This is a genomic window from Streptomyces beigongshangae (assembly GCF_019710745.1).
Taxonomy (GTDB): domain Bacteria; phylum Actinomycetota; class Actinomycetes; order Streptomycetales; family Streptomycetaceae; genus Streptomyces; species Streptomyces beigongshangae.
Genome location: NZ_JAHKJW010000003.1, coordinates 41458 through 63401 on the forward strand (window position 1 = coordinate 41458; position 21944 = coordinate 63401).

General features: G+C 73.2%; 18 protein-coding genes. 6 read left to right on the plus strand and 12 right to left on the minus strand.

Going from position 1 to position 21944, the window contains the following annotated elements:
* Window positions 1-149 precede the first annotated feature (149 nt).
* Window positions 150-1016: a formyltetrahydrofolate deformylase gene (gene purU / locus KM933_RS02855; protein ID WP_221348167.1), complete on the minus strand. Its 867-nt coding sequence runs from the start codon at window positions 1014-1016 to the stop codon at window positions 150-152.
* A 156-nt stretch (window positions 1017-1172) separates the two neighbouring features.
* Window positions 1173-1673: an SCO4402 family protein gene (locus tag KM933_RS02860; RefSeq protein ID WP_173895191.1), complete on the minus strand. Its 501-nt coding sequence runs from the start codon at window positions 1671-1673 to the stop codon at window positions 1173-1175.
* Window positions 1674-1790: 117 nt separating this feature from the next.
* On the opposite strand from KM933_RS02860, the gene KM933_RS02865 reads away from it, so the two are divergent.
* Complete coding sequence (locus KM933_RS02865; RefSeq protein ID WP_221348168.1) at window positions 1791-3089, plus strand: ABC transporter substrate-binding protein; 1299 nt, start codon at window positions 1791-1793, stop codon at window positions 3087-3089.
* 5 nt (window positions 3090-3094) lie between these two features.
* Here the strand turns inward: KM933_RS02865 and KM933_RS02870 are convergent, their stop codons facing one another.
* Together KM933_RS02870 and KM933_RS02875 are read right to left on the minus strand one after the other, a co-directional pair.
* Complete coding sequence (locus tag KM933_RS02870; RefSeq protein WP_221348169.1) at window positions 3095-4870, minus strand: hypothetical protein; 1776 nt, start codon at window positions 4868-4870, stop codon at window positions 3095-3097.
* Between the two features lie 328 nt (window positions 4871-5198).
* Window positions 5199-6584, minus strand: a complete 1386-nt coding sequence (locus tag KM933_RS02875) for an NsdA family TPR-like regulatory protein (protein WP_221348170.1) — start codon at window positions 6582-6584, stop codon at window positions 5199-5201.
* Between the two features lie 331 nt (window positions 6585-6915).
* On the opposite strand from KM933_RS02875, the gene KM933_RS02880 reads away from it, so the two are divergent.
* Window positions 6916-7575, plus strand: coding sequence for a bifunctional DNA primase/polymerase (locus KM933_RS02880; protein ID WP_221348171.1), 660 nt, complete (start codon window positions 6916-6918; stop codon window positions 7573-7575).
* A gap of 63 nt (window positions 7576-7638) precedes the next feature.
* Here the strand turns inward: KM933_RS02880 and pdxH are convergent, their stop codons facing one another.
* Window positions 7639-8322: a pyridoxamine 5'-phosphate oxidase gene (pdxH, locus tag KM933_RS02885; protein ID WP_308013232.1), complete on the minus strand. Its 684-nt coding sequence runs from the start codon at window positions 8320-8322 to the stop codon at window positions 7639-7641.
* A 329-nt stretch (window positions 8323-8651) separates the two neighbouring features.
* On the opposite strand from pdxH, the gene KM933_RS02890 reads away from it, so the two are divergent.
* Together KM933_RS02890 and KM933_RS02895 are read left to right on the plus strand one after the other, a co-directional pair.
* Window positions 8652-9752, plus strand: coding sequence for a citrate synthase 2 (locus KM933_RS02890; protein ID WP_221348172.1), 1101 nt, complete (start codon window positions 8652-8654; stop codon window positions 9750-9752).
* Between the two features lie 561 nt (window positions 9753-10313).
* Window positions 10314-11696: a PAS domain-containing protein gene (locus KM933_RS02895; protein WP_221348173.1), complete on the plus strand. Its 1383-nt coding sequence runs from the start codon at window positions 10314-10316 to the stop codon at window positions 11694-11696.
* 33 nt (window positions 11697-11729) lie between these two features.
* Here the strand turns inward: KM933_RS02895 and KM933_RS02900 are convergent, their stop codons facing one another.
* On the minus strand, window positions 11730-12488 hold the full coding sequence (locus KM933_RS02900) for an SIS domain-containing protein (RefSeq protein ID WP_221348174.1): 759 nt from the start codon (window positions 12486-12488) through the stop codon (window positions 11730-11732).
* Between the two features lie 281 nt (window positions 12489-12769).
* Between KM933_RS02900 and KM933_RS02905 the strand changes: the two genes are divergently transcribed.
* Both KM933_RS02905 and KM933_RS02910 read left to right on the plus strand, forming a co-directional pair.
* Window positions 12770-13459, plus strand: a complete 690-nt coding sequence (locus KM933_RS02905; RefSeq protein ID WP_149509265.1) for an iron-dependent transcriptional repressor DtxR — start codon at window positions 12770-12772, stop codon at window positions 13457-13459.
* A gap of 1065 nt (window positions 13460-14524) precedes the next feature.
* The gene (locus KM933_RS02910) at window positions 14525-15403 is read left to right on the plus strand and encodes an alpha/beta fold hydrolase (protein ID WP_221348175.1); all 879 of its coding nucleotides are present in this window, start codon (window positions 14525-14527) and stop codon (window positions 15401-15403) included.
* A 39-nt stretch (window positions 15404-15442) separates the two neighbouring features.
* Here KM933_RS02910 and KM933_RS02915 read toward each other — a convergent pair whose 3' ends face one another.
* The 6 genes from KM933_RS02915 to KM933_RS02940 form a co-directional block, all read right to left on the minus strand.
* A complete protein-coding gene (locus KM933_RS02915; protein WP_221348176.1) occupies window positions 15443-15616 on the minus strand; it encodes a hypothetical protein in 174 nt (57 codons plus the stop codon).
* A gap of 211 nt (window positions 15617-15827) precedes the next feature.
* Entirely contained in the window at window positions 15828-17453 is a 1626-nt protein-coding gene (locus KM933_RS02920; protein ID WP_221348177.1) for a discoidin domain-containing protein, read from the minus strand.
* A 120-nt stretch (window positions 17454-17573) separates the two neighbouring features.
* The gene (locus KM933_RS02925) at window positions 17574-18203 is read right to left on the minus strand and encodes a TetR/AcrR family transcriptional regulator (protein ID WP_221348178.1); all 630 of its coding nucleotides are present in this window, start codon (window positions 18201-18203) and stop codon (window positions 17574-17576) included.
* 84 nt (window positions 18204-18287) lie between these two features.
* Window positions 18288-19022 carry an enoyl-CoA hydratase family protein gene (locus tag KM933_RS02930; protein ID WP_221348179.1) on the minus strand — a complete coding sequence of 245 codons (735 nt, stop codon included), beginning with the start codon at window positions 19020-19022 and terminating at the stop codon, window positions 18288-18290.
* Window positions 19019-20584: a 4-coumarate--CoA ligase family protein gene (locus KM933_RS02935; protein ID WP_221348363.1), complete on the minus strand. Its 1566-nt coding sequence runs from the start codon at window positions 20582-20584 to the stop codon at window positions 19019-19021. Before KM933_RS02935 ends, KM933_RS02930 begins: the two co-directional genes overlap by 4 nt.
* 93 nt (window positions 20585-20677) lie before the next feature.
* Window positions 20678-21868: an acyl-CoA dehydrogenase family protein gene (locus KM933_RS02940; RefSeq protein ID WP_221348180.1), complete on the minus strand. Its 1191-nt coding sequence runs from the start codon at window positions 21866-21868 to the stop codon at window positions 20678-20680.
* Between the last annotated feature and the right edge of the window lie 76 nt (window positions 21869-21944).

Below are 21944 nucleotides of genomic sequence, written 5' to 3' on the forward strand. Positions count from 1 at the left end.
CGCCTCGGGCTGAAGCCCGAGGATTCCGGCCTTCTCGACTTGTTGCTGTACCGCTACGCGGCACGGGGTCCGGTCGGGAATCCGTGGCTTCCTGTTTCTTCGCGCCGACGCACCGCACAGGCGCACGAACCCACCGTCGGCCGAAACCGTCAGTCGAAAACGACGGTCCGCCGCCCATTGAGCAGGATCCGCCGCTCCGCGTGCCACTTCACGGCCCGCGCCAGCGCCTGGCACTCCACGTCCCGCCCCACGGCCACGAGCTGCTCCGGGGTGACCTGGTGCCCCACCCGCTCGACCTCCTGCTCGATGATCGGCCCCTCGTCGAGGTCGGCCGTCACGTAGTGCGCGGTCGCGCCGATCAGCTTCACTCCCCGCACATGTGCCTGGTGGTACGGCTTCGCCCCCTTGAAGCTCGGCAGGAACGAGTGGTGGATGTTGATGATCCGCCCGCTCAGCTGCTTGCACAGGTCGTCGGAGAGCACCTGCATGTACCGCGCGAGCACCACCAGCTCCACGTCCTGCTCCCGCACCAGCCGCAACAGCTCCGCCTCGGCCTGCGGCTTGTTGTCCTTGGTGACCGGGATGTGCCGGAACGGCACGCCGTACGACGCCACCAGCTCGGCGAAGTCCGTGTGGTTGGACACCACCGCCACGATCTCCACCGGCAGCGCCCCGATGCGCGCCCGGAACAGCAGGTCGTTCAGGCAGTGCCCGAACCGGCTGACCATCAGCACGACCCGCATCCGGTCCTCGGCCTGGTTTATCCGCCAGTCCATCTGGAAGGAGTCACCGATCGCCGCGAAGCTCGCCCGCAGCTTCTCCACCGTCACCGGCGACTCCGCCGAGAAGTGGACCCGCATGAAGAACAGCCCCGTGTCCCGGTCGCCGAACTGCTGGCTGTCCTCGATGTTGCACCCGGTCATGAAGAGATAGCTCGACACCGCGTGCACGATGCCCTGCTTGTCGGGGCAGGAGAGGGTGAGGACGTACTGCTCGGGCGCGGCCTGCTCGTTCATGCCCGCCAGGTTCCCACAAACCCCGCGCCCGGTCCCACGCGTCCCGCCTGACGGACGGGGTCTGCCTGCCCGCTTACGGGTGAGTAGGGGGTCGGCCGCGCAGTTCCCCGCGCCCCTGGAGATCCGGGCTGCGCCCGTGATCTCCAGAGCAGGGCCTCAGGCGGACCGGGTCATGATCCGGAGCACTTCGAGCGTGCGGGGCGGGACGTCCGCGTCCTCCCCGTCGCTCACGGCCATCCGTACGTGTGCGTCCCGGGCCGCCCGTACGGCCTCCGGCCACCCCGGATGGTCGAGGTACGCGGAGACGGGTGCGTCGGGCCCGACCTGGTGCATGATCCGCAGCACCCGCAGCACCGCGGAGTCGACGAGCGCCGCCTCCTGCGAGTCGCGGAAGATCGTCCCGATGTACTTCTCCGCGGACCAGTTGTCCAGCCAGGTGTCCTCGACGAGGCGGTAGACGGCGTCGGTCACGTCCCCGTATCCGTCCACCCCCGCGAGCCATATCCCCCGCTGGAACTCGGTGTCGGAAAGCATGTGCAGCGCGGAGCGCACATTGCTGCGCCAGCGCCACCACGGCATGTCGTTCAGTGGCATGCCGCCCATGGTGGACGAGCGACGGCCGCGACGGGAAGAGTTCTCCGAACCTTGCACGGTCACCGATCGTACGTTCCTGCCGGACCGGTCCGCTCCGCACCCCGCTGTTCACCGTCCTGTCACCACCTGTCGACCGAGGGTCGCACCCGCCGTAGGGATGTGACGGAATCGTGCGTATACATGACCGGCCGGCGACCCACCCGTTCCTTCCTCCCCGCCCTCCGCTCCCCGCTCACCAGGGCCGGAAGGGTGCTGTCCGCGGGCGCGCTGGCGGCGTGCGTGTCCGCGGCGGCCGGCTGCGGTGTCGTCCCCGGCACCACGGCGGGAGCGCAGGACGGCACCGTCACCGTCATGACGTGGGCACCGGAGAGGACCAGGACGACCAACAAGCCCGGCATGCCGGCCATGGCGAAGGCGTACGCGCGCTGGGTCAACTCCCACGGCGGCATCGACGGCCGCAGGCTGGAGGTCCTCACCTGCAACGACCGCAACGACACGGTGGCCGCCGCGAACTGCGCCCGCCGCGCGGTCGAGGAGGACGCCGTCGCGGTCGTCGGTTCGTACAGCCAGCACGCCCGCTCGTTCTTCTCCCCGCTGGAGGGGGCCGGCATCCCGTACCTCGGCGGCTACGGCGTCACGGACGACGAGTTCACCAGCCCGCTCTCCTACCCGGTCAACGGCGGCCAGGCCTCCCTGCTGGCCGGCCTCGGGCGGCAGCTCGGCGGGACCTGCGGTCCGGTCACGCTCATCCGCCCCGACACGGTCGCCGGCGACGAACTGCCCGTGCTGCTCGACTCCGGCCTGGCGGCGGCGGGCCACGCGGCCTCCGTCGACCAGCGGGCCACCGAGGAGGCCACGGAGTACGCGGGGCACGCCCGGCGGGCCCTGGAGCGGTCCTCGGCGGACCCGCGGGCGGAGGGGTGCGTGATCCCCGCGCTCGGCGACCGCACCGACACCTTCATGGACTCGTTCCGGCGGGCCCGCGAGGACTACCCGACCGTGCACACGGCCTCCGTGCTGGGCAGCGTCGACCAGTCGATGATCGACGCGACGGGCCGTACGTACGAGGGCGCGTACGTCACCGGCTGGTACCCGGCGTCGGGCGACGAGCGGTGGGAGCCGATGCGCGAGGTGATCCGGAAGGAGGCATTCGGCGACAACCGGATCGACGCCGCCGACCCCGGGGTGCAGACGACCTGGGTCGCGTACACCGCCCTGACGAAGGCCGTCGAGTCGCTGGGCGACGGCGAGGTGTCCGCGCGGGCGCTGCGGCGCACGCTGGACGACGGGCTGAGGATCGACACGGGCGGGCTGACGCCGACCCTGAGCTGGAACTTCCAGGACCTCCTCACGACGAGCGACTTCCCGCGCCTGGCCAACGCGGACGTGACCTTCCAGGTGGTCCGCGGGGGCCGCCTGGTCAGTGACCGCAGGGGCTTCGTGAACGTGGCGAAGGTCCTGGAGAACACCACGTCCTGACCACGTCACAGCTGGCCGGGCTGGCGCTCCGTCAGTCCGTAGGTGTGGGCGATGGAGTTCCACAGCTTGGCGGCCCTGGCCTTCTGCGTGGTCGCGGTGCCGCTCTCCCGGTTGCCCGCGGCGGTCCGGTCCGTGGAGCGGGCCTGGCCCTTCTGACAGCCCTTCTTGCCCGCGGCCTGGTCGGCCCAGGCGGCGTAGTGCGTGTCCGCCGCGGCGGACGCCTTCCACGCCCTGTTGAGCGCGGCGGTCAGCTCCGCGTGGTTGTCGAGCTTGTCGACGGACAGGCCCGCGAGCCGGGTGACCAGGGAGTTGCGCTGTTCGGCGGCGTCGCGCAGGTCGGTGGCCGCCTGGCCGAGATTGGTGCACCTGCGCACGTCGTCGACGGCCTTGACCACCGAGTCGCGGCTGGCGCCGCTGTCCGCCAGGAGCTTGTCCAGGGCCACGGCCTGGGCCACGGCCGGTCCCACCGACGCGGAGCCGGAGGAGCCGTCCGTGGCGGACGCGGTCGCCGCCACCGTCGTGTTCCCGTCGCCCTTGTCCTCGTCCCCACCGCCGCCACCGCTCAGCAGGGCGCCCGCGCCGATGCCGAGCAGGGCGATGCCCACTCCGACGGCGGCGATGACGGGGACGCGGGAACGGGACCGGCCGCCGCGGCCGTGGTCGCCGTCCGCCCCGGCCCGGTGTCCGCCGCGGCCGCCCGGCCCCTCGGGGCCCGCCGGGGCACCGGCGCCGCGGGGGGTGCCGGGACCGGACGGCGTGCCGAAGCCGGCCGCGGTGCCGAACTCCGGTGAGGCGCTTCCCGGGCGTCTCCCCTGCGACCGGGTCCGCGGCCGGTCCGCCCGGGGCTGCTGCCGCGTGGAGCCCGCGGCGTCGGACCGGAAGAGGTTGTCGAACTCGGCGGGCGGCTGCTGCCGGTCCTCCGGCCCGCCCGCCCCGCCCGGTGCACCCGCTCCGCCCGGTCCCCCCGGGCGTACCCCGTAGCCGTTCGCGTCCGGCTGTGCGGGCACCGGCGCCATGAACTGCGTCGGCTGGGCGTCGGGGTCCACGGCCGGGGGCAGGGGTCCCGCGCCGTTCCCGCCCGGCACCGGTCCGGAGCCGTCCCGGGGGACGCGGCCGAGGTAGTGGGTGGACTCGGCGGACGTCGCGCCGGACGGCGTACCCGCGGCGGGCATCTCGGGCGGCAGCGCGCCCGGGCCGACCGGCGGAAGAAGCTGTGTGGCGCCCTCGTCGGCGGGCGGGGCCGCCGCGACGGGCGGCAGGAACTGGGTCGCGCCCTCGTCGGCGTGCGCCTGGTGTGCCTGAGGTGCCTGGGGTATCGCGCCGCCGGATCTCTGCTGGGCGCCCCACTGGTCCTCGGCGCCCTGTGCCCCGTACCGGCCCGAGGGGTCCGTGTACTGCGGGGCCTGGCCCTGTACGCCCTGTCCGCCCTGTCCCTGCGCGGAACCGTCCCAGCCCTGGGTCTGCGCTCCCGGGCCGCCCGCGCCCTGCGGCGAGGCGCTCCAGCTGGATATCTGCGCGTCCTGGCCCTGGCCCTGACCCTGGCCTTGCCCCTGGTGCGCACCGCCCCATTCGTCCGCGGGCGCCCAGCCCTGCCCGGCCTCCTGGGAGGTCTGCGGATCGGGCTGCGGACCCCACGGCCGGTCCCATGCCTGGCCGCCCGCCGGGACCGCGCGGTCGCCGGTCTGGCCCGGCAGGAGGGGCTCGCCGCCGTCGGACGGCAGCACGATGCCTTCGCGCGCGGGTCGCGCCGAGGGCTCGTCGCCCTGTCCGTTGTGCGTCACCGGGACTCCTACGCATGGGGGACCTTCGGAATCGTCGGTTCACGCTACCGGGTCTCCGCAGGCCGGTGCCACGCAGCACAGGGCATGACTCCCCCCACCGGGGACAGCCGGTGACAAACCGCCCCCAGGAACGCCGTTCGAGCCCTTCTTTCACGTCTTTTTCCACCACGTACGCTGTGTTTCCCGCGAGTTCACGCCGTGGACGCCCCGGTTAACGCTCCGGACGCCGGAGGAAATGTCGTCCGGATCACGTCGGGTCCGGGCCACGGGACGCGAGGTGACCGTCCCGGGGTGACCCGTCCCGGAGTGACCCGGACGACACCGTCGCCTAGGCGGCCGCCTGGAGGTCCATCCGCGCCCCGAACTCCCGGACCACGGGCTCGTCCCGGTACGGCTCCAGCCGCTGCTGGAAGTCGTCCAGGTACTCCGCGCCGCGGTTCGACCGCAGCGTGCCGAGCAGTTCCACCGCGCGCAGGCCCGTGTGGCACGCCTGCTCGACCTCGCGCTGCTGCACCTGCGCGGTGGCCAGCAGCACGTACCCGATCGCGCGCCGCCGGGCCCGCGACTCGGGGTGCCCGGCGAGGGACTCCTCCGCGCACCGCGCGGCCGCCTCGGACTGCCCCAGGTCCCGGTGGCAGTGCGCCAGTTCGTCGGCGAGGTACGCCTCGTCGAAGTGCGCGATCCAGCGCGGGTCGTCCCCGGACTCCGGATCGGCCTGCTCCAGCGCCGCCACGGCCCGGCCGGACGCCGCCTGCGCGGAGCGCGCGTCGCCCATCAGAGCATGTCCCCGCGCCTCGGCGGCGTGGAACATCGACTCCGCGCGCGGGGTCACGCGCCCGCGCGCCCCCTCCTGCGCCGCCCGCGCCAACTGCGCGATCTCCCGGGGGTTCCCGAGCTGCGCGGCCAGGTGGCTCATGGACGCGGCCAGCACGTATCCGCCGTACCCCCGGTCGCCCGACGCCTGGGCGAGCCGCAGCGCCTGGATGTAGTAGCGCTGCGCGAGCCCCGGCTGGCCGGTGTCGATCGCCATGTAGCCGGCGAGCTCCGTCAGCCGTGCGACCGCCGCGAAGAGTTCGCGCCCCACCGCCTCCCGGTACGAGCCCGCCAGCAGGCCCGAGACGACGCTGTTCAGGTAGTGCACGACGACCGGGCGGACATGCCCGCTGCCGTACTGGTGGTCGAGGTCGACCAGCGCCTGGGTCATCGCGGTCACCGCCGCCACGTCGGACTGCCCGACGCGCGGCCCGGCCGAGCGCGAGACCTGCGCGTCCGGCGAGGAGATGAGCCAGTCCCGGCTCGGCTCGACCAGCGCGGAGGCCGCGACGGACGAGCCGGACAGGAAGTCCCGCCGCCCCACGTCGCTGCGCCACAGCTCGCAGACCTGCTCGATCGCACCGAGGACCGTGGGCGAGAACTGCAGGCCCACGCCGGAGGCGAGGTTCTTGCCGTTCGCCATGCCGATCTCGTCGATCGTGACGGTCCGGCCCAGCTTGCGGCCGAGCGCCTCGGCGATGATCGCGGGCGCCCGGCCCCGCGGCTGCTGTCCGCGCAGCCAGCGGGCGACGGACGTCTTGTCGTAGCGCAGGTCGAGACCGTGCTCCGCGCCGCACATGTTGACCCGGCGGGCCAGACCGGCGTTGGAACAGCCCGCTTCCTGGATGAGCGCCTGCAGTCGTTCGTTCGGCTGCCGCGCGACGAGAGGCCTTGCGGCCATTGGCGTACCCCCTGTGGCTGCGGTGCCTGCCCACGCGCACCGATTCGATGAGCCCTCAGTGACCGGGACCTCCGCCCCCGTGGAGGGGTGAGGGAGATCCGGTCTCGAAGATCAATGCCCCGCGGACATACCGAAGATGCGAGACATGCGAGGATTGCCGGGTAAAGGCTTCCGCCCGCCCCTCACAGGGCTACCCACCGCCCGCTGCCGCCTCCCGTGCGCGCCCCCGCCCGTGCACCCATGCGCCCCGGGCATGGAATCGGTGCTCCTCCCCCGCGCGCGGGGCCCGCGGGAGCCGTAACCATGGGTGGACGCGGGAGTTGAGCTGGGCGTGGAAGAGACGATCGCAGGCACCGAGACCGCCCAGCTCCCGAAGCAGCGCGGCGAGTCGTTGCAGGACACCGCCGTGCGCTATGCCGAGGAGCGCCACTGGGACGTGTTCCCCGGCACCTGGCTGATCCCCGTCGGCGGTCTGCAGCGCTGCTCGTGCGGTGAGGACGCGTGCGCGGCACCCGGCGCGCATCCGGCGCGCGAGGACTGGGCGACGGTGGCGACGGGCAGCGCGACCGTCGCCCGCCGGCTGTGGGCGAAGCAGCCCCAGGCGTCGATCCTGCTGCCGACGGGGCTGACGTTCGACGCGATCGACGTCCCCGAGACCGCGGGGTTCCTCGCGCTCGCGCGGATGAGGCGGATGGAGCTGACGCTCGGGCCGGTCACGTGCACACCGGACCGGCGGATGCAGTTCTTCGTGCTCCCGGGCGCCGCGTCGAAGGTCCCGGACCTCGTGCGGAAGCTGGGGTGGCCGCTCTCGCTCCTGGACCTGCGGGTGCTCGGGGAGGGCAGGTACGTGGTCGCGCCGCCCACGCGGTTCGGGGCGCGGGGGGCCGTGCAGTGGGCCTGCCGCCCGACCCCTGCGAACCGGTGGCTGCCGGACGCGGAGGAACTGGTCTCGCCACTGGCCTACGCCTGCGGACGGGACGCACGCCGCTAGCGACCCGCGGCGGGCGGGCCGCCGGGGCGGGGCGGCGTCCAGCGGGGTGGGCGGCGAGCTTTTTCAGGGGCTCAGCCGTTCCACCCGCCAGCGTTCGCCCTCGGCCCCGTTCCCGGTTCCCGCCCGTACGTATCTCAGGCGGTCGTGAAGGCGGTTCTCCCGCCCCTGCCAGAACTCGACCGTCCGGGGCACGACCCGGAACCCGCCCCACCCCGGCGGCACGGGCACCCGCTCCCCCGGGGGATACCGCGCGACCAGCTCCGCGTACGCCGCGTCCAGCTCCTCCCGGGAGGAGACCACCGCGGACTGGTCGCTCGCCCACGCCCCGAGCTGCGAACCGTGCGGCCGCGTGCGGAAGTACGCCGCCGTCTCGTCCCGCCCGATCCGCGCCGCGGTCCCCGTGACGATGACCTGCCGGGCCACCGGATGCCAGGGGAAGAGCAACGAGACGTACGGGTTCTGCGCCAGCTCACGCGCCTTGCGGGACGCGTAGTTGGTGAAGAAGACGAACCCCCGCTCGTCGTACTGCTTCAGCAGCACCGTGCGCGAACTCGGCCGCCCCCCGGCGTCCGCCGTGGAGACGACCATGGCGTTCGGTTCGTGCACCGCCCCCCGCGCCGCCACCTGGGTGAACCAGCGCGCGAACTGCTCCATGGGGCGGTCGGCCAGCTCGGTCTCGTCGATCTCCTTGGCCCGGTACTGCTCGCGCATCGACGCGGGGTCGAGGAGGGGTTCACGGTCGGTCACATGGTCATCCTGCCGTACGGCCGGGGCCGGCGGGGACGCCGTGGGACGGTCGGTCGGGCGTGGATTTCCTCACCGCGTGGCACTGAGTGCCGCGTACCCTCCCCAAAGGTGGCACCAAGGGATATCGTCCTGCTTCCGGGACGGCGGGGTGACCGCCGGCCGGAACGGGCATGACCGCAGTGACGTACGGACCGCGAGTCCAAGAGGCGACCGCGTAACCGGACGATCACCCCCCACCGCACGCCGCGTCACTCTCCACCCACTACTCGTCCCGCACCTCCCGCACCTTCCGCACACCATTCGTCGCACACATCACGAGGAGCCGCCTGATGTCCGACTTCGTACCCGGACTCGAGGGAATCGTCGCTTTCGAGACGGAGATCGCCGAACCGGACAAGGAGGGTGGCGCCCTCCGGTACCGGGGCGTCGACATCGAGGATCTGGTCGGCCACGTCTCCTTCGGCAACGTCTGGGGACTGCTCGTCGACGGAGCCTTCAACCCCGGCCTGCCGCCCGCCGAGCCGTTCCCGATCCCCGTCCACTCCGGCGACATCCGCGTGGACGTCCAGTCCGCGCTCGCCATGCTCGCGCCCGTCTGGGGCCTCAAACCGCTCCTCGACATCGACGAGCACCAGGCCCGCGCGGACCTGGCCCGCGCCGCCGTCATGGCCCTCTCGTACGTCGCCCAGTCCGCCCGCGGCCAGGGCCTGCCGATGGTTCCGCAGCGGGAGATCGACAAGGCGCGGTCCGTCGTCGAGCGCTTCATGATCCGCTGGCGCGGTGAGCCGGACCCCAAGCACGTGGCGGCGGTCGACGCCTACTGGACCAGCGCGGCCGAGCACGGCATGAACGCGTCCACGTTCACCGCCCGGGTCATCGCGTCCACCGGCGCGGACGTGGCGGCGGCCCTGTCCGGCGCCGTCGGCGCCATGTCCGGCCCGCTGCACGGCGGCGCCCCCTCGCGGGTCCTCGGCATGATCGAGGAGATCGAACGCACCGGCGACGCCGAGGCGTTCGTCAAGCGGGCCCTCGACAAGGGCGAGCGGCTGATGGGCTTCGGCCACCGGGTGTACCGCGCCGAGGACCCGCGCGCGCGGGTGCTCCGCCGCACCGCCCGCGAGCTCGGGGCCCCGCGCTTCGAGATCGCCGAGGCCCTGGAGAAGGCGGCCCTCGCGGAGCTGCACGCCCGGCGCCCGGACCGGGTCCTGGCGACGAACGTGGAGTTCTGGGCCGCCATCGTCCTCGACTTCGCCGAGGTCCCGGCCCACATGTTCACCTCGATGTTCACCTGCGCCCGCACCGCGGGCTGGTCGGCGCACATCCTGGAGCAGAAGCGCACCGGCCGCCTCGTACGGCCCTCGGCGCGCTACGTCGGCCCCGGCACCCGCGACCCGCGTGAGATCGAGGGGTACGGGGACATCGCCGGCTGACCCGACAGGACGTGAGGCACACGGGACATCTGTGCGGCGGCGCCCCCGGGGGGTGCCGCCGCACAGGTGTCCGGGAGGGCGGGAGGGCGGGAACGCAGACGACCCGCGTGCTCTGGTCCCCTCCGAGGAGGGAGCCGGCCGGACTCACCGGCGAGCACGCGGGTCGGGTGACTGCTCGGGATTGGGCCGGCCGCACGCTCGTCTCACGCGCTGGTCCGGCACCGCACTGTGCGTGGTGACGGGCCGCTAGCCCGCAGCCACCTCGCTGGTCCGGGTTTCAGACATGTACCCGATCACCTCCTTTCGGCGTGGGACCACCATAAGAAGTGCCGGGACGGCACTCAAGTGATTTTCCGGGGCGCCGAAGCGTTGACGGCACCGGCCGGGGAACCGATCTTGTAAGGGGGTACCGGGTCAACGATTTCCGCAATCTTGCGGGAACCAGATGTGGGGTGCGTCACGTTCGAGTTCAATGATTCCCAGTGAGTGATTCGTAGTGTGTGGACAGACGCGCGGGCACACCGCGCAGGAGTCGCCGACACGGCCTGCAGGGGGTGCCAGGTGAGTGCTTCGCGGCGTAGCGGGACGACGGACGAGCTCGGGCCGGACGAGCCGGAGCGGGACGGTGCCGATCTGCTCGCCGCCCTGCTCGACGGGATGGACGCGGCGCTGTGCGCGTTCGACGCCGACGGGGTGGTGACGCACTGGAACCGGGAGGCGGAGCGGATCCTCGGCTGGACCGCGGCCGAGGCGGTCGGACGGCACGGGTTCGCCGGCTGGGCCGTGCGGACCGCGGACGCCGAGGAGGTCGAGAGCCGGCTGCTGTCCGCGATGCAGGCCCCGGGGCGGCAGGTCCACGAGTTCGCGCTGCTCACCAAGGAAGGCGGCCGGGTGCTCGTACGGACCCAGTCGGCCGCCGTGCCGGGGCCCGACGGGAAGCCGGCCGGGGTGTACTGCGCCTTCAGCGAGGTGCACACCCAGATCGACCTGGAGCGCTCGATCGCCCTGAGCGAGGCGCTGTTCGACGACGCCTCCTGGGGTGTCGTCCTCGTCGACGCCGATCTGCGGCCCGCCGTGGTCAACGCGCACGCGGCACGGGCGCTGGGCACGGGCCGCACGACCCTGCTGGGGCGGCCGCTGGGCGAACTGCTCGCCCAGGGCGTCGAGGAACTGGAGAGCGCGCTCACCCACGTGCTGGCGGAGGGTGCGCCCCCGGCGCCCGCCGAGATGTGGGTGACCCTGCGGACGGCGGAGGGCGAACAGCGCCGCTGCTGGCGCAGCGGCTTCCTGCGGCTCTCCTCGCCGCTCGCGGAGGAACCGGTTCCGCTCGGTGTGGGCTGGCTCTTCCAGGACGTGACCGAGAGCAAGCAGACCGAGCAGGAGGCGGCGCTCCTGCGGTTCAGGACCAATCAGCTGCACCGGGCCGCGCGTGCCGCCGCCGAGTGCGAGGACCCCGCGGAGGCGGCGTCCGTCCACCTCGACTTCGCGCTGGCCGGGTTCGCCGACCACGCGCTGATCGACCGGGTGGCCGGGGGGCCGGTGCCCGACGGCGAGGGGCCGGTGCGGCTCGTGCGGGGCGCGGCCACGCCCTCCGGCGCGCCGGGCCCGAGCCTGCCCGGCGAGCGGGCCGGCCTGCCCGTCCGGTACGCGGAGGGGCACCCGGCCTTCCAGTGCATGGAGCGGATCGGGTCCGTACGGGCCAGTGCGGGGGCGGCCGATCCGGAGCGGGTCCGCGAGTGGGCCGTCGCGCGGCAGTGGCCGGCGGACTCCGTGCACGCGCTGTGCGTGGTGCTGCGCAGCCGGGGGCGGACGCTGGGCGTCGTCACGTTCCTGCGCGGTGCCAGCCGTACGCAGTTCGAGAGGTCCGACGCCACGTACGCGGAGGACGTCGCCGTCCGGATCGCGGCGGCGCTGGACCTGGCGGCGGTGCTCGGGGAGGCGTGAGGTCCTCCGCCGCCGGGTCCCGCCGTGCGGGGCTCAGCGCTGCCAGTAGAAGATGCGGTCGCCGTACTGTTCGAAGACGCGGTCGTTCCACTCCAGGCCGCCGTCCACGTTCCCGGAACGGAGCAGCGGGGGTTCGAGGCCGCGGTCCGCGAGGGCGCCCGCCGCCGTGGCCATGACCGCCTGGAGGAGGGCCGACGTGACGACCGTGGAGGCGGAGGCGAAGGGCGCCGGGATGGTGTCGAGGGTGAGCTCCGCGTCGCCGAGCGCGATCTTCGAGTCGAGGACGACGTCGCAGTGGTCCTTCAGGTACGTCCCCGACACGTGCCGCGACCGCGTCCCGGTGGCGTACGCCACCGACGTGACCCCGACGACCTTGAGGCCGAGGGCGCGGGCGCTCATCGCCATCTCGACGGGGAGGGCGTTGCGCCCGGAGAGCGAGACGATCACCAGGAGGTCGCCGGCGCGGGCCGGGCTGGCGCCGAGGACCGCGCTCGCGAGGCCCTCGACCCGTTCCAGGGCCGAGCCGAGCGTCGCGGGCATGACATCGACACCGACCGCGCCGGGCACGGTGAGCAGGTTCATCAGCGCGAGGCTGCCCGCGCGGTAGACGAGGTCCTGCGCGGGCAGCGACGAGTGCCCGGCGCCGAAGGCGAAGAGCCGCCCGCCGTCCGCGACCGTGTCCGCGATCATCGCACCGGCGGCCTCGACGGACTGGGCCTCCTCGTCCCGCACCCGCTGGAGCAGGCCGATCGCGGCGTCGAAGAACTGTCCGGCCAGCTTGCTGTCGCTCATCCGCGAAGCCCCTTCCGCTGTCGTGTCGCGGATCACGTTGCGGTCTGGACCAGCGCGGTGTCAATACGCTCCGCAGGAGCGACACTGGGTCGTGAGGGCCCCTTTCCACCCGGCCGGGTGCCGGGCCCGGCCGTCCCCGCGGGCATGGGTCCGGGCACTCGCCAGGAGCCGGTCGCGACCGCGCGGCACGGTTGTCAGTGCTATGCGTCAGAATTGTTGCCAGGGCCAGCGCACACGCCGGTGAGCCATCAGCCTCCGGCAGAGCTAATCGAGGGGCACGTATGTCCGGACTGATCGACACCACGGAGATGTATCTCCGCACCATCCTCGAGCTGGAGGAGGAAGGTGTGGTCCCCATGCGCGCCCGGATCGCCGAGCGTCTCGACCAGAGCGGACCGACCGTCAGCCAGACCGTGGCGCGCATGGAGCGCGACGGTCTCGTGGCGGTGGCGAGCGACCGCCACCTCGAACTCACCGAGGAGGGCCGCCGGCTGGCCACGCGCGTGATGCGCAAGCACCGCCTCGCCGAGTGCCTGCTCGTCGACGTGATCGGTCTGGAGTGGGAGCAGGTCCACGCGGAGGCGTGCCGCTGGGAGCACGTGATGAGCGAGGCGGTCGAGCGCCGGGTGCTGGAGCTGCTGCGCCACCCGACCGAGTCGCCGTACGGGAACCCGATCCCGGGCCTGGAGGAGCTGGGCGAGAACGGGGCGGACCCCTTCCTGGACGCGGGCATGGTGTCGCTGGCCGACCTGGACCCCGGTCTCGACGGCAAGACGGTCGTCGTCCGCCGCATCGGCGAGCCGATCCAGACGGACGCGCAGCTGATGTACACGCTGCGGCGGGCGGGTGTGCAGCCGGGTTCGGTCGTGAGCGTGACGGAGTCGGCGGGCGGGGTGCTGGTGGGCAGCGGCGGGGAGGCCGCCGAGCTGGAGTCGGGCGTGGCGTCCCACGTGTTCGTGGCGAAGCGGTAGGACCCCGTCGGGGAGCGGCGGTAGCGCCGGTACCGGCGACGGGGCCGGACCTCCCGGCGAGGCGGCCGGTCGCCCGAACGGGCCCGGTGGAGTGGACCCGGGTGAGCCCGGGCGGGGCCGAGCCGGTCCGGGCTGGTGCGAGTGGACTGGTCCGAGTGGGCTCGGCCGGGTCGGGGGCTCCCGGTGGGGGCGGGGACTTCCGGTGGGGCCGGGCGTACTCCGGCGGGTCGGGGGCGCGTCGCGTGACCTCCGTACTCCCGGCGGGCTCGGGGGTCCGGTGGGGTGCGCTGCGTGGTGTGCGCTGTGCGCACAGGTTCGTACCGGCCGCGGGGCCGGTTTTCGCCGGGGCGGCTGATCGGTGGCTCGGTCCCGCGGTTTTTCGTCCATCCGATCAGGCACGGTCGCGCGCGGCGGCGCACCGGAGCGCGTGCCTCCGCGACCACCCCTGACCAGGCCCCCTCGGGACCGTCGCTTCCGGCTCCGAACCCCTCCGGCAACTCCCGTCCCACACGCCCCAGTTGCCCCACCTCCGCGGCGCCGCAGAAACAAAGATTCAGTGTGCGGAATCGCAGCGGGCGGGCCGTTCGCGTGCAAGGCTGTCGCGAGAGGCATATGACCTGAGGGCTCTTGACCGTGACGGCAGCGGCGCCGGCGCGCGGTCGGGGAGGGGGCGCAAGGATGTGCCGCGAACATGAGGATGACCCCGGCGCTGTGCGGCGCCGGGGCCTGTCCTCCCCCGTGCTGACCCGGAGCCCCGAGCTCCCAGGGTCATTCCCTCCGGACCGGTTTCCCCGAGCGGCCCGCCCCCCGCTGGAGATCTCCCCTCGTCAGCGGCGGCCAATCCTGGGACGACGTCACTCGAAAGAGGGGTGTTGCCGCCGGAGAGCGGGTTTTCGAATACGCATTCGATAGCGTGTGGGTGGCAGAGCGACCACGGACCACGCGGGAACGACCAGCGCGGGAACGACCAGCAGAGGCAGCGGAGCGGTACGACCAACGGTACGAGTGGACCGGCGGGCTCGTGCGGGACGAACCGGCCGGGCGGATCAATGGGGGTGCCAGCGTATGGTGCGGCGCATCGACGTGACCGGTGCGGACGGGGTGCGCCTCGCCGCCTGGGAGTTCGCCGACCCTCCCAAGGCTGCCGGGCCGCGCGCCGGCGGGACGGAGCGGGCGCCCGGTGTGCTCCTCCTGCACGGGCTCATGGGGCGCGCCTCGCACTGGGCGTCCACCGCCCGCTGGCTCGGCGAGCGGCACCGGGCCGTGGCGATCGACCAGCGGGGCCACGGTCAGAGCGAGAAGCCGCCGGAGACGGAGTACACCCGCGGGGCGTACGTCGAGGACGCGGAGGCCGCGCTCGAAGAGCTGGGGCTCGCCCCGGCCGTCCTCATCGGCCACGCGATGGGCGCCCTGACGGCCTGGCAGCTCGCGGCCAGGCGTCCCGACCTCGTGTGCGGGCTGGTCATCTGCGACATGCGGGCCTCGGCGCTCGGGGCCGCCTCGCAGCGCGAGTGGGAGAACTGGTTCAAGTCCTGGCCGGTTCCGTTCGCCACGCTCGCGGACGTGCGGAAGTGGTTCGGCGAGGACGACCCCTGGGTGGAGCGCCCGAATCCTTCGCGCGGGGAGTTCTACGCGGAGGTCATGGCGGAGTACGAGGACGGGTGGCGGCCCGTCTTCGAGCCCGAGCAGATGCTCAAGTCGCGGGAGACGTGGGTGTACGACGCGCACTGGGAGGAGCTGGCGCAGGTGCGGTGCCCGACCCTGGTCGTGCGGGGGCTGGACGGGGAGCTGGGGCGGGCGGAGTCGCAGGAGATGGTGCGGGTGCTGCCCGACGGGCAGTATGCGGAGGTGGCCGAGGCGGGGCACCTCGTGCACTACGACCGGCCGGCGGCTTGGCGGGCCGCGGTGGAGCCGTTCCTGGAGCGGGTGCTGCCCCAGCGGTAGCGGGGTGCCCCGGACACACCACGCTGCGCGCGCGGCCGGTCAGATCATGAAGAGGGCCAGGAGCACGATGAGGACCACGACCGCACCCAGGATCATCCACGTCGGTTTGCGGCTCTGGCCGGAATCCTCGGGACCTCCGCCTCGGGGACGGTCCTCGGGCAGCTTCGGGTGATCCGGACGATCGCTTCTGTAGAACTCGTCGTCGTCGGCCATCGGGCGCCTCCTTCGGCTCGCCCTCCCCGGGTTCCCCGCTTTGAACACCATTACCATCCCCCCGTCCGTCGGAGATCGTCCGTCGTCCCCACCGAGAAGAAGGCAGGCGGACGATCTCGTTCCCGCGGCTCCGGGAGGGGTGCCCCGGCCGGTGGTTTCTTCCCAGGTCGGCCAGGGGGTGGCGGCAGGGGCGGCGAGGCCGGGGGGTGGGTCAGGGGCGCAGGTAGGTGGTCAGGCGGGTCAGGAGGCGGGCCGCGTTCTCCAGGTCCTGGGCCGTGGTGGAGAAGTCCGCGGCGAGCAGCTGCTCCTCGGGCGCGGCGTTCTCCTCTCCCGGCGCGGACACGGGCCCGGGAGCGGGAACGTCCGTTCCGCGGTAGCCCACGGGCTCCCCTCCGACGTGCTGCCGGTAGCCGATGAAGTCGCAGACACCGGGCCGCGCGGGCGTGTCACCGGCCTCGGCGCCGAAGAACTGCACGCGGGACAGCTGCGTCTCGTGCCCCCCTGAGTTGGCGGTGATGCGCAGCCGGTAGTGCCGGTAGCCCACGGAGTTGGCGAACGAGAACTCCCGGGTGTCGAAGCGCCTGGCGAACTCCTCGTTCTCCCGCGCGTCCAGCCGTGCCCAGCCCCTGCCGTCGTGGGAGCCCTCCAGGACCCAGTCCGCCGGGTCGCGCTCGGAGCAGTCGTTGGCGGAGGTCAGGCGGTAGGCGGTGACGGCGACCGGGCCCTCGAAGGTGAACTCCAGGTCGGCGGTGTCCTCGTGGGCCAGCCACTTGTTGCTCGCCTTGCGCAGGAGGTTGGCCGCGACCTCGCCCCACTCCTCGAACTCCTCGCTGGCCACCACCTCGGACACCTTGCCGGTGACGTCCCGCCGCTCGCCGGTCGCCGACGGGACGGCCGTCCCCGTGACCGCGGTCCGCAGGGTGAGCGAGGTCGCGTCGCCCCCGCGGTCGCTCCACGTCACCCGCTCCACCGGCGCGCCGCCGTCGTCGAGCAGCAGGCACAGCCGGCCGACGGGCCGCCACACGCCGTCGCGCTCCTCCTCGGTGGCGAAGTACCGCCCGGGGACGCCGGCCGTGCCGTCCGCGGCGGCCCGGCGCTCGGTGAGCGTGCCGCGCAGCTCGCCGATGGCGCCGTCACCGGTCCGGAAATGGCCGTGGAAGCCGGACAGGTCGCTGCGGAACGCGACGGCCGACTCCGCCCCGTCGGTCGTACGCCACGACAGCCGGGTGACGGACCCGGCGGACCCGATGGACCCGATGGACCCGGCGGATCCGGACGGCCCGCCCTCTCCTCCGTCGAGGTGGAACAGCAGGCGCGGTCCCGGCTGCCAGACGGGCGCGTCGAGAGTGCGCCGCTCGGTGGCGAAGACCCGGACGGACCGCGCGTCCGTCCTCGCCGCGAGGGCACGCTCCGCGCGACCGGCCGACCGGGCGGGGTCCACCGTGATCGCACGGATCCGGAGCAGGCTGTCACCCTCGTCGCCCGCGCACGCGTTGCGTATCCGGAGGACGTTCACGCCCTGCCGGACGGCCTTGTCGGGCAGGCTCAGCACGCATTCCCGCTCGCCGCCCGGGTCCCCGTCGTCGGGCAGCGAGAACCCCTCCGTCACCGTCTCGTCGTTCAGCACGACGTCCAGGGGGACGGCCGCGCCGAGCACCGTGAGGCGCAGCACGGTCTCCGCGCCGTCCTGCACGCTGTCCCCCGAGAAGTCGACCGTGAGGTGGCCGCCGGCCGCCACCGCGACGTACGAGGAGGCGATCACACAGCGGTGGTGGCGGACGACGGCGTTCAGCAACTCGGCGGGACGGGTGGCGAAATCGGCGAGTACGGGGTCCATCTGCGCTTCTCCTCATGGATGTCGGGCATGCCGACCGTGGCCGGAACGCCCAACTGCCGTGCGGCCGGGCGTCGTCCGAGACGCTAGCGGTCCCGACTGACAACGCCGGGAACGGTGGTGTCAGGAGGCGGCCCGGTCCGGCCGGCCCAGGGTCTCGTCCAGGAGGGTGACCCACTGGGTGACCACCCGGGTCCGGCGGGCCGTGTCGTCCGTGAGGAGGGTGGCCAGGCCCAGGCCGCGGGACATGTCCAGGAAGCCCTGGACCGTCTCGCGCACGCCGGGGCGGGACTCGTCGGCGTTCAGCAGTTCCACCGCTATGCGGTGCGTCTCGCGGCCGACGCGGGCCTCCAGCTCGGTGACGCGGGAGCGCAGCTGGTCCTCGTTCGAGGCTGCGACCCAGAGGTGGAGGGCGGCGCGGAACAGGGGTCCCGTGTAGAGGTCGACCAGGGCGGTGACGACGGCCCGGCGGTCCGTCGCGCCCTCGGGGAAGAGGGCGCGCAGGGCGGTGGAGCGTTCCTCGGCGACGTACTCGACGGCCGCCGTGAAGAGGTCCTCGCGGGTCGGGAAGTGGTGCTGGGCCGCGCCCCGCGACACCCCGGCGTGCTCGGCGACGACGGAGACCGTCGAGCCGGCCCAGCCGCGTTCGGCGAGGCAGGCCACGGCGGCTTCGAGGAGGCGCTGCCGGGTGGCGCGGCTGCGGTCCTGTTTGGGGACGCGCTCCGCCGGCGGCGCCCCGTTCACCGCGCCCATGTCACCACGCCCGTCACACCCATGTCACAGCGTCCATTTCACCGCACCCGTCACACCCATGTCACCGTATCCGTCACGCTCATGTCACCGCGCCCATGAAGGGTCCCGTCGTTCGAGGAAGGCCGTCATCCCCTCGCGGGCCTGCGCGGAGGAGAACAGCCGGGCCGAGAGCGCGGTCAGGTCGGCCGCGTCCCGGTCGAAGGTGTCCAGCACCTTAGCCGTGAGCAGCCGCTTCGTCTCGGCCAGCCCCTGCGGCGAGGAGCGCCGCAGCCCGTCGAGCACCGGCGCGAGTACGGCGTCGGCGTCGTCGCCCGACACCGTGACGAGGCCGATCCGGGCGGCCTCGGCCGCGTCGAACCTCTCCCCGGTGAGGTAGTAGCGGGCGACCGCGCGCGGGTCCAGGCGCGGCAGGAGGGGCAGCGAGATCACGGCGGGCGCGACCCCGATGCGTACCTCCGTGAAGGCGAACGTGGCGTCCCGGGAGGCGGCCGCGATGTCGCAGGCGCCGAGCAGTCCGAGGCCGCCCGCGCGCACGTGGCCGGTGACGCGGGCGACGACGGGCTTGGGCAGTTCGACGATCCGGCGCAGCAGCGCGACCAGGTCGTCCGGGTGCGGCGGGTCGGTCAGGTCCGCGCCCGCGCTGAAGGTGTTCCCGGTGTGTGTGAGGACGACGGCGCGTACGTCGCCGTCCTCGCCGCACTCCGCCAGCGCGTCCGCGAGGTCCCCCACCAGCCGGGCGGAGAGGGCGTTGCGCCGCTCGGGCGCGTCGAGCGCGAGGGTGGTGATCCCGCGCTCCCGCGACCGCCGCACCGTGGTCATGCGCGCTCCCTCAGTTCCCGCCGCAGGATCTTCCCGGAGGCGGCCCTGGGCACCGCTTCGAGGAACTCGACGTGCCGGACCTTCTTGTACGGGGCGACGCGCGCGGCGACGTACTCCATGACCTCCTCCTCCGTGAGGTCCGGCGCGGCCGGCTGGCGCACCACGTACGCGTGCGGCCTCTCGTTGTTGTCGGTGTCGTAGACCCCGATGACGGCGGCGTCCGCGATGCCGGGGTGCGTGAGCAGCAGCGCCTCCAGTTCGGCGGGGGCCACCTGGAAGCCCTTGTACTTGATGAGTTCCTTGACCCGGTCGACGACGTACAGCCAGCCCTCCGCGTCGACGCGGCCGACGTCCCCGGTGTGCAGCCAGCCGTCCTCGTCGATCATCGCGGCGGTCTCGACGGGGCGCCCCAGGTAGCCCTTCATGACCTGCGGACCGCGGATGACGATCTCGCCGCGCTCGCCGGTGCCGACGTCCCGGCCGGGGTCGTCCAGCGAGACGATGCGCATCTCCGTGCCGGGGACGAGCTTGCCGACGCTCCCCGGGGGCGCGTCCTGCGCGCCCAGGGGGACGACGTGCGTGCCGGGCGAGAGCTCCGTCATGCCGTACGCCTGGCCGACCGGCGGCAGCCCGAGCCGGCGCGAGCATGCCTCGGCGAGCCCGGCGTCCAGCGGCGCCGCCGCGCTGATCACGTACTTCAGGGACGACAGGTCGTAGCCCTCGACGGCCGGGTGCTTGGCGAGGGCGAGCACGATCGGCGGGGCCACGTACAGGCCGGTGATGCGGTGTTCCTCGATGGCGGCGAGGAAGGATTCGAGGTCGAAGCGCGGCAGCACGACCACGGTGGCGCCCTGGCGCAGGGGCGCGTTCATGAGGGCCGTCAGCCCGTAGATGTGGAAGAACGGCAGGACGGCGAGGATGCGGTCGCCGGGTCCCATCGGCATGGTCGGTGTCAGCTGGGCGAGGTTGGTGGCGATGTTCCGGTGGGTGAGCATCACGCCCTTGGGGGCGCCGGTCGTCCCGGAGGAGTACGGGAGGGCCGCCACGTCCGCCGCGGGGTCGATGTCGACCTGCGGCTCGGGGGCGGTGGAGCCGAGCATGTCGAGCAGCGAGCGGTGCCCCGGCGCCTGGTCGCAGACGAGGATCTCCGCCACGCCGTCCGCGAGCGCGGCCGCCGCGCGGGCCGTGTCCAGGAGCGGCGAGACGGTGACGATCCACCGGGCGGCGCTGTCCCGCAGCTGTTTGGCGAACTCCTCGGGCGCGGCGAGGGGGTGCACGGTGGTGACCGACGCGCCCGCGCGTGTGGCGGCGTAGAACGCCGTGGGGAAGGCGATGGTGTTGGGGCTGTGCAGGGCCAGTACGTCACCCTTGCGGACGCCGAGCGCGGCGAGCGCGGCGGCGATCCGCCGGTGGAACGTGTCGAGCTGGGCGTAGGTGAGGGTCGTCCCGTCCACGCCGTCGACCAGCGCGGGGGTGTCGCCCCGGGAGGCGGCGCGGCCCAGCACCGCCTCGTGGATGGGTTCGTCTACGGCGGGAACGTCCTCGTACTCGCTGCGGAACACCATGGCGGGCCCTTTCCAGGAGCCGGGAGTGCTGCGGAGGGTGCGTCGTGCCCAGTAGGAGGTGCATCGTGCCCAGTAGGAGGTGCGTCGTGCCTAGTAGGACTTGGGCAGGCCCAGGGTCTGGTGCGAGACGTAGTTGAGGATCATCTCCCGGCTGACGGGGGCGATCCGGGCCACCCGGGACGCGGTGATGAGCGACGCGAGGCCGAACTCGCCGGTCAGGCCGTTGCCGCCGAGGGTGTGCACCGACTGGTCGACGGCCTTCACGCAGGCTTCCGCCGCCGCGTACTTGGCCATGTTGGCGGCCTCCCCGGCGCCGACGTCGTCCCCGGAGTCGTACAGGTGGGCCGCTTTCTGCATCATCAGGCGGGCGAGTTCGAGGTCGATGTGCGCCTGCGCCAGGGGGTGCGCGATGGCCTGGTGGGAGCCGATCGGCTCGCGCCAGACGGTGCGCTCGCACGCGTAGCCGACGGCCTTGGACAGTGCGTACCGGCCCATGCCGATCGCGAACGCGGCGGTCATGATGCGCTCGGGGTTGAGCCCGGCGAAGAGCTGGAGCAGGCCCGCGTCCTCGTCCCCGACGAGCGCGTCGGCGGGCAGCCGTACGTCGTCCAGGGTCAGCTCGAACTGCTTCTCCGCGCCGTGCAGTTCCATGTCGATCTGCCGGCGCCCGAAGCCGGGGGTGTCGCGCGGGACGATGAACAGGCAGGGCTTGAGCCTGCCCGTGCGGGCGTCCGCGGTGCGGCCGACGACGAGGGTGGCGTCGGCGATGTCGACGCCCGAGATGAACACCTTGCGGCCGGTGAGGAGCCAGTCCCGGTCGGCCGGCGGCGTGTCGTCCGGGCCGTCCTCCGCGCGGCGGGCGGTGGTGGTGATGCGGTGGCTGTTGGAGCCGGCGTCGGGTTCGGTGATGCCGAAGGCCATGGTGCGGGTGCCGTCGGCGAGGGCCGGGAGCCACTCCTGTTTCTGGCGTTCCGTGCCGAAGCGGGCGATCACCGTGCCGCAGATGGCCGGGGAGACGATCATCATGAGGAGGGGGCAGCCGGCCGCGCCGAGTTCCTCCAGGACGATGGAGAGTTCGGCGATGCCGCCGCCTCCGCCGCCGTGTGCCTCCGGCAGGTTGACGCCCAGGTAGCCGAGCTTGGCGGCTTCCGCCCAGAGTTCGGTGGGGTGGCTCTTCTCCGCGACGACCTTGGTGAGGTACTCGTGGCCGTAGCGCTTGCCGAGGGCCGAGACGGCTGCGCGGAGGGCCTGGTGCTCTTCTGTTTCCAGGACGGTGGTCATGTGGCTCCTCGGAGGGGGAGGGCTTGTGCCGGATGGAGGGTGCCGGTTCGTCGTGGCTGGTCGCGCAGTTCCCCGC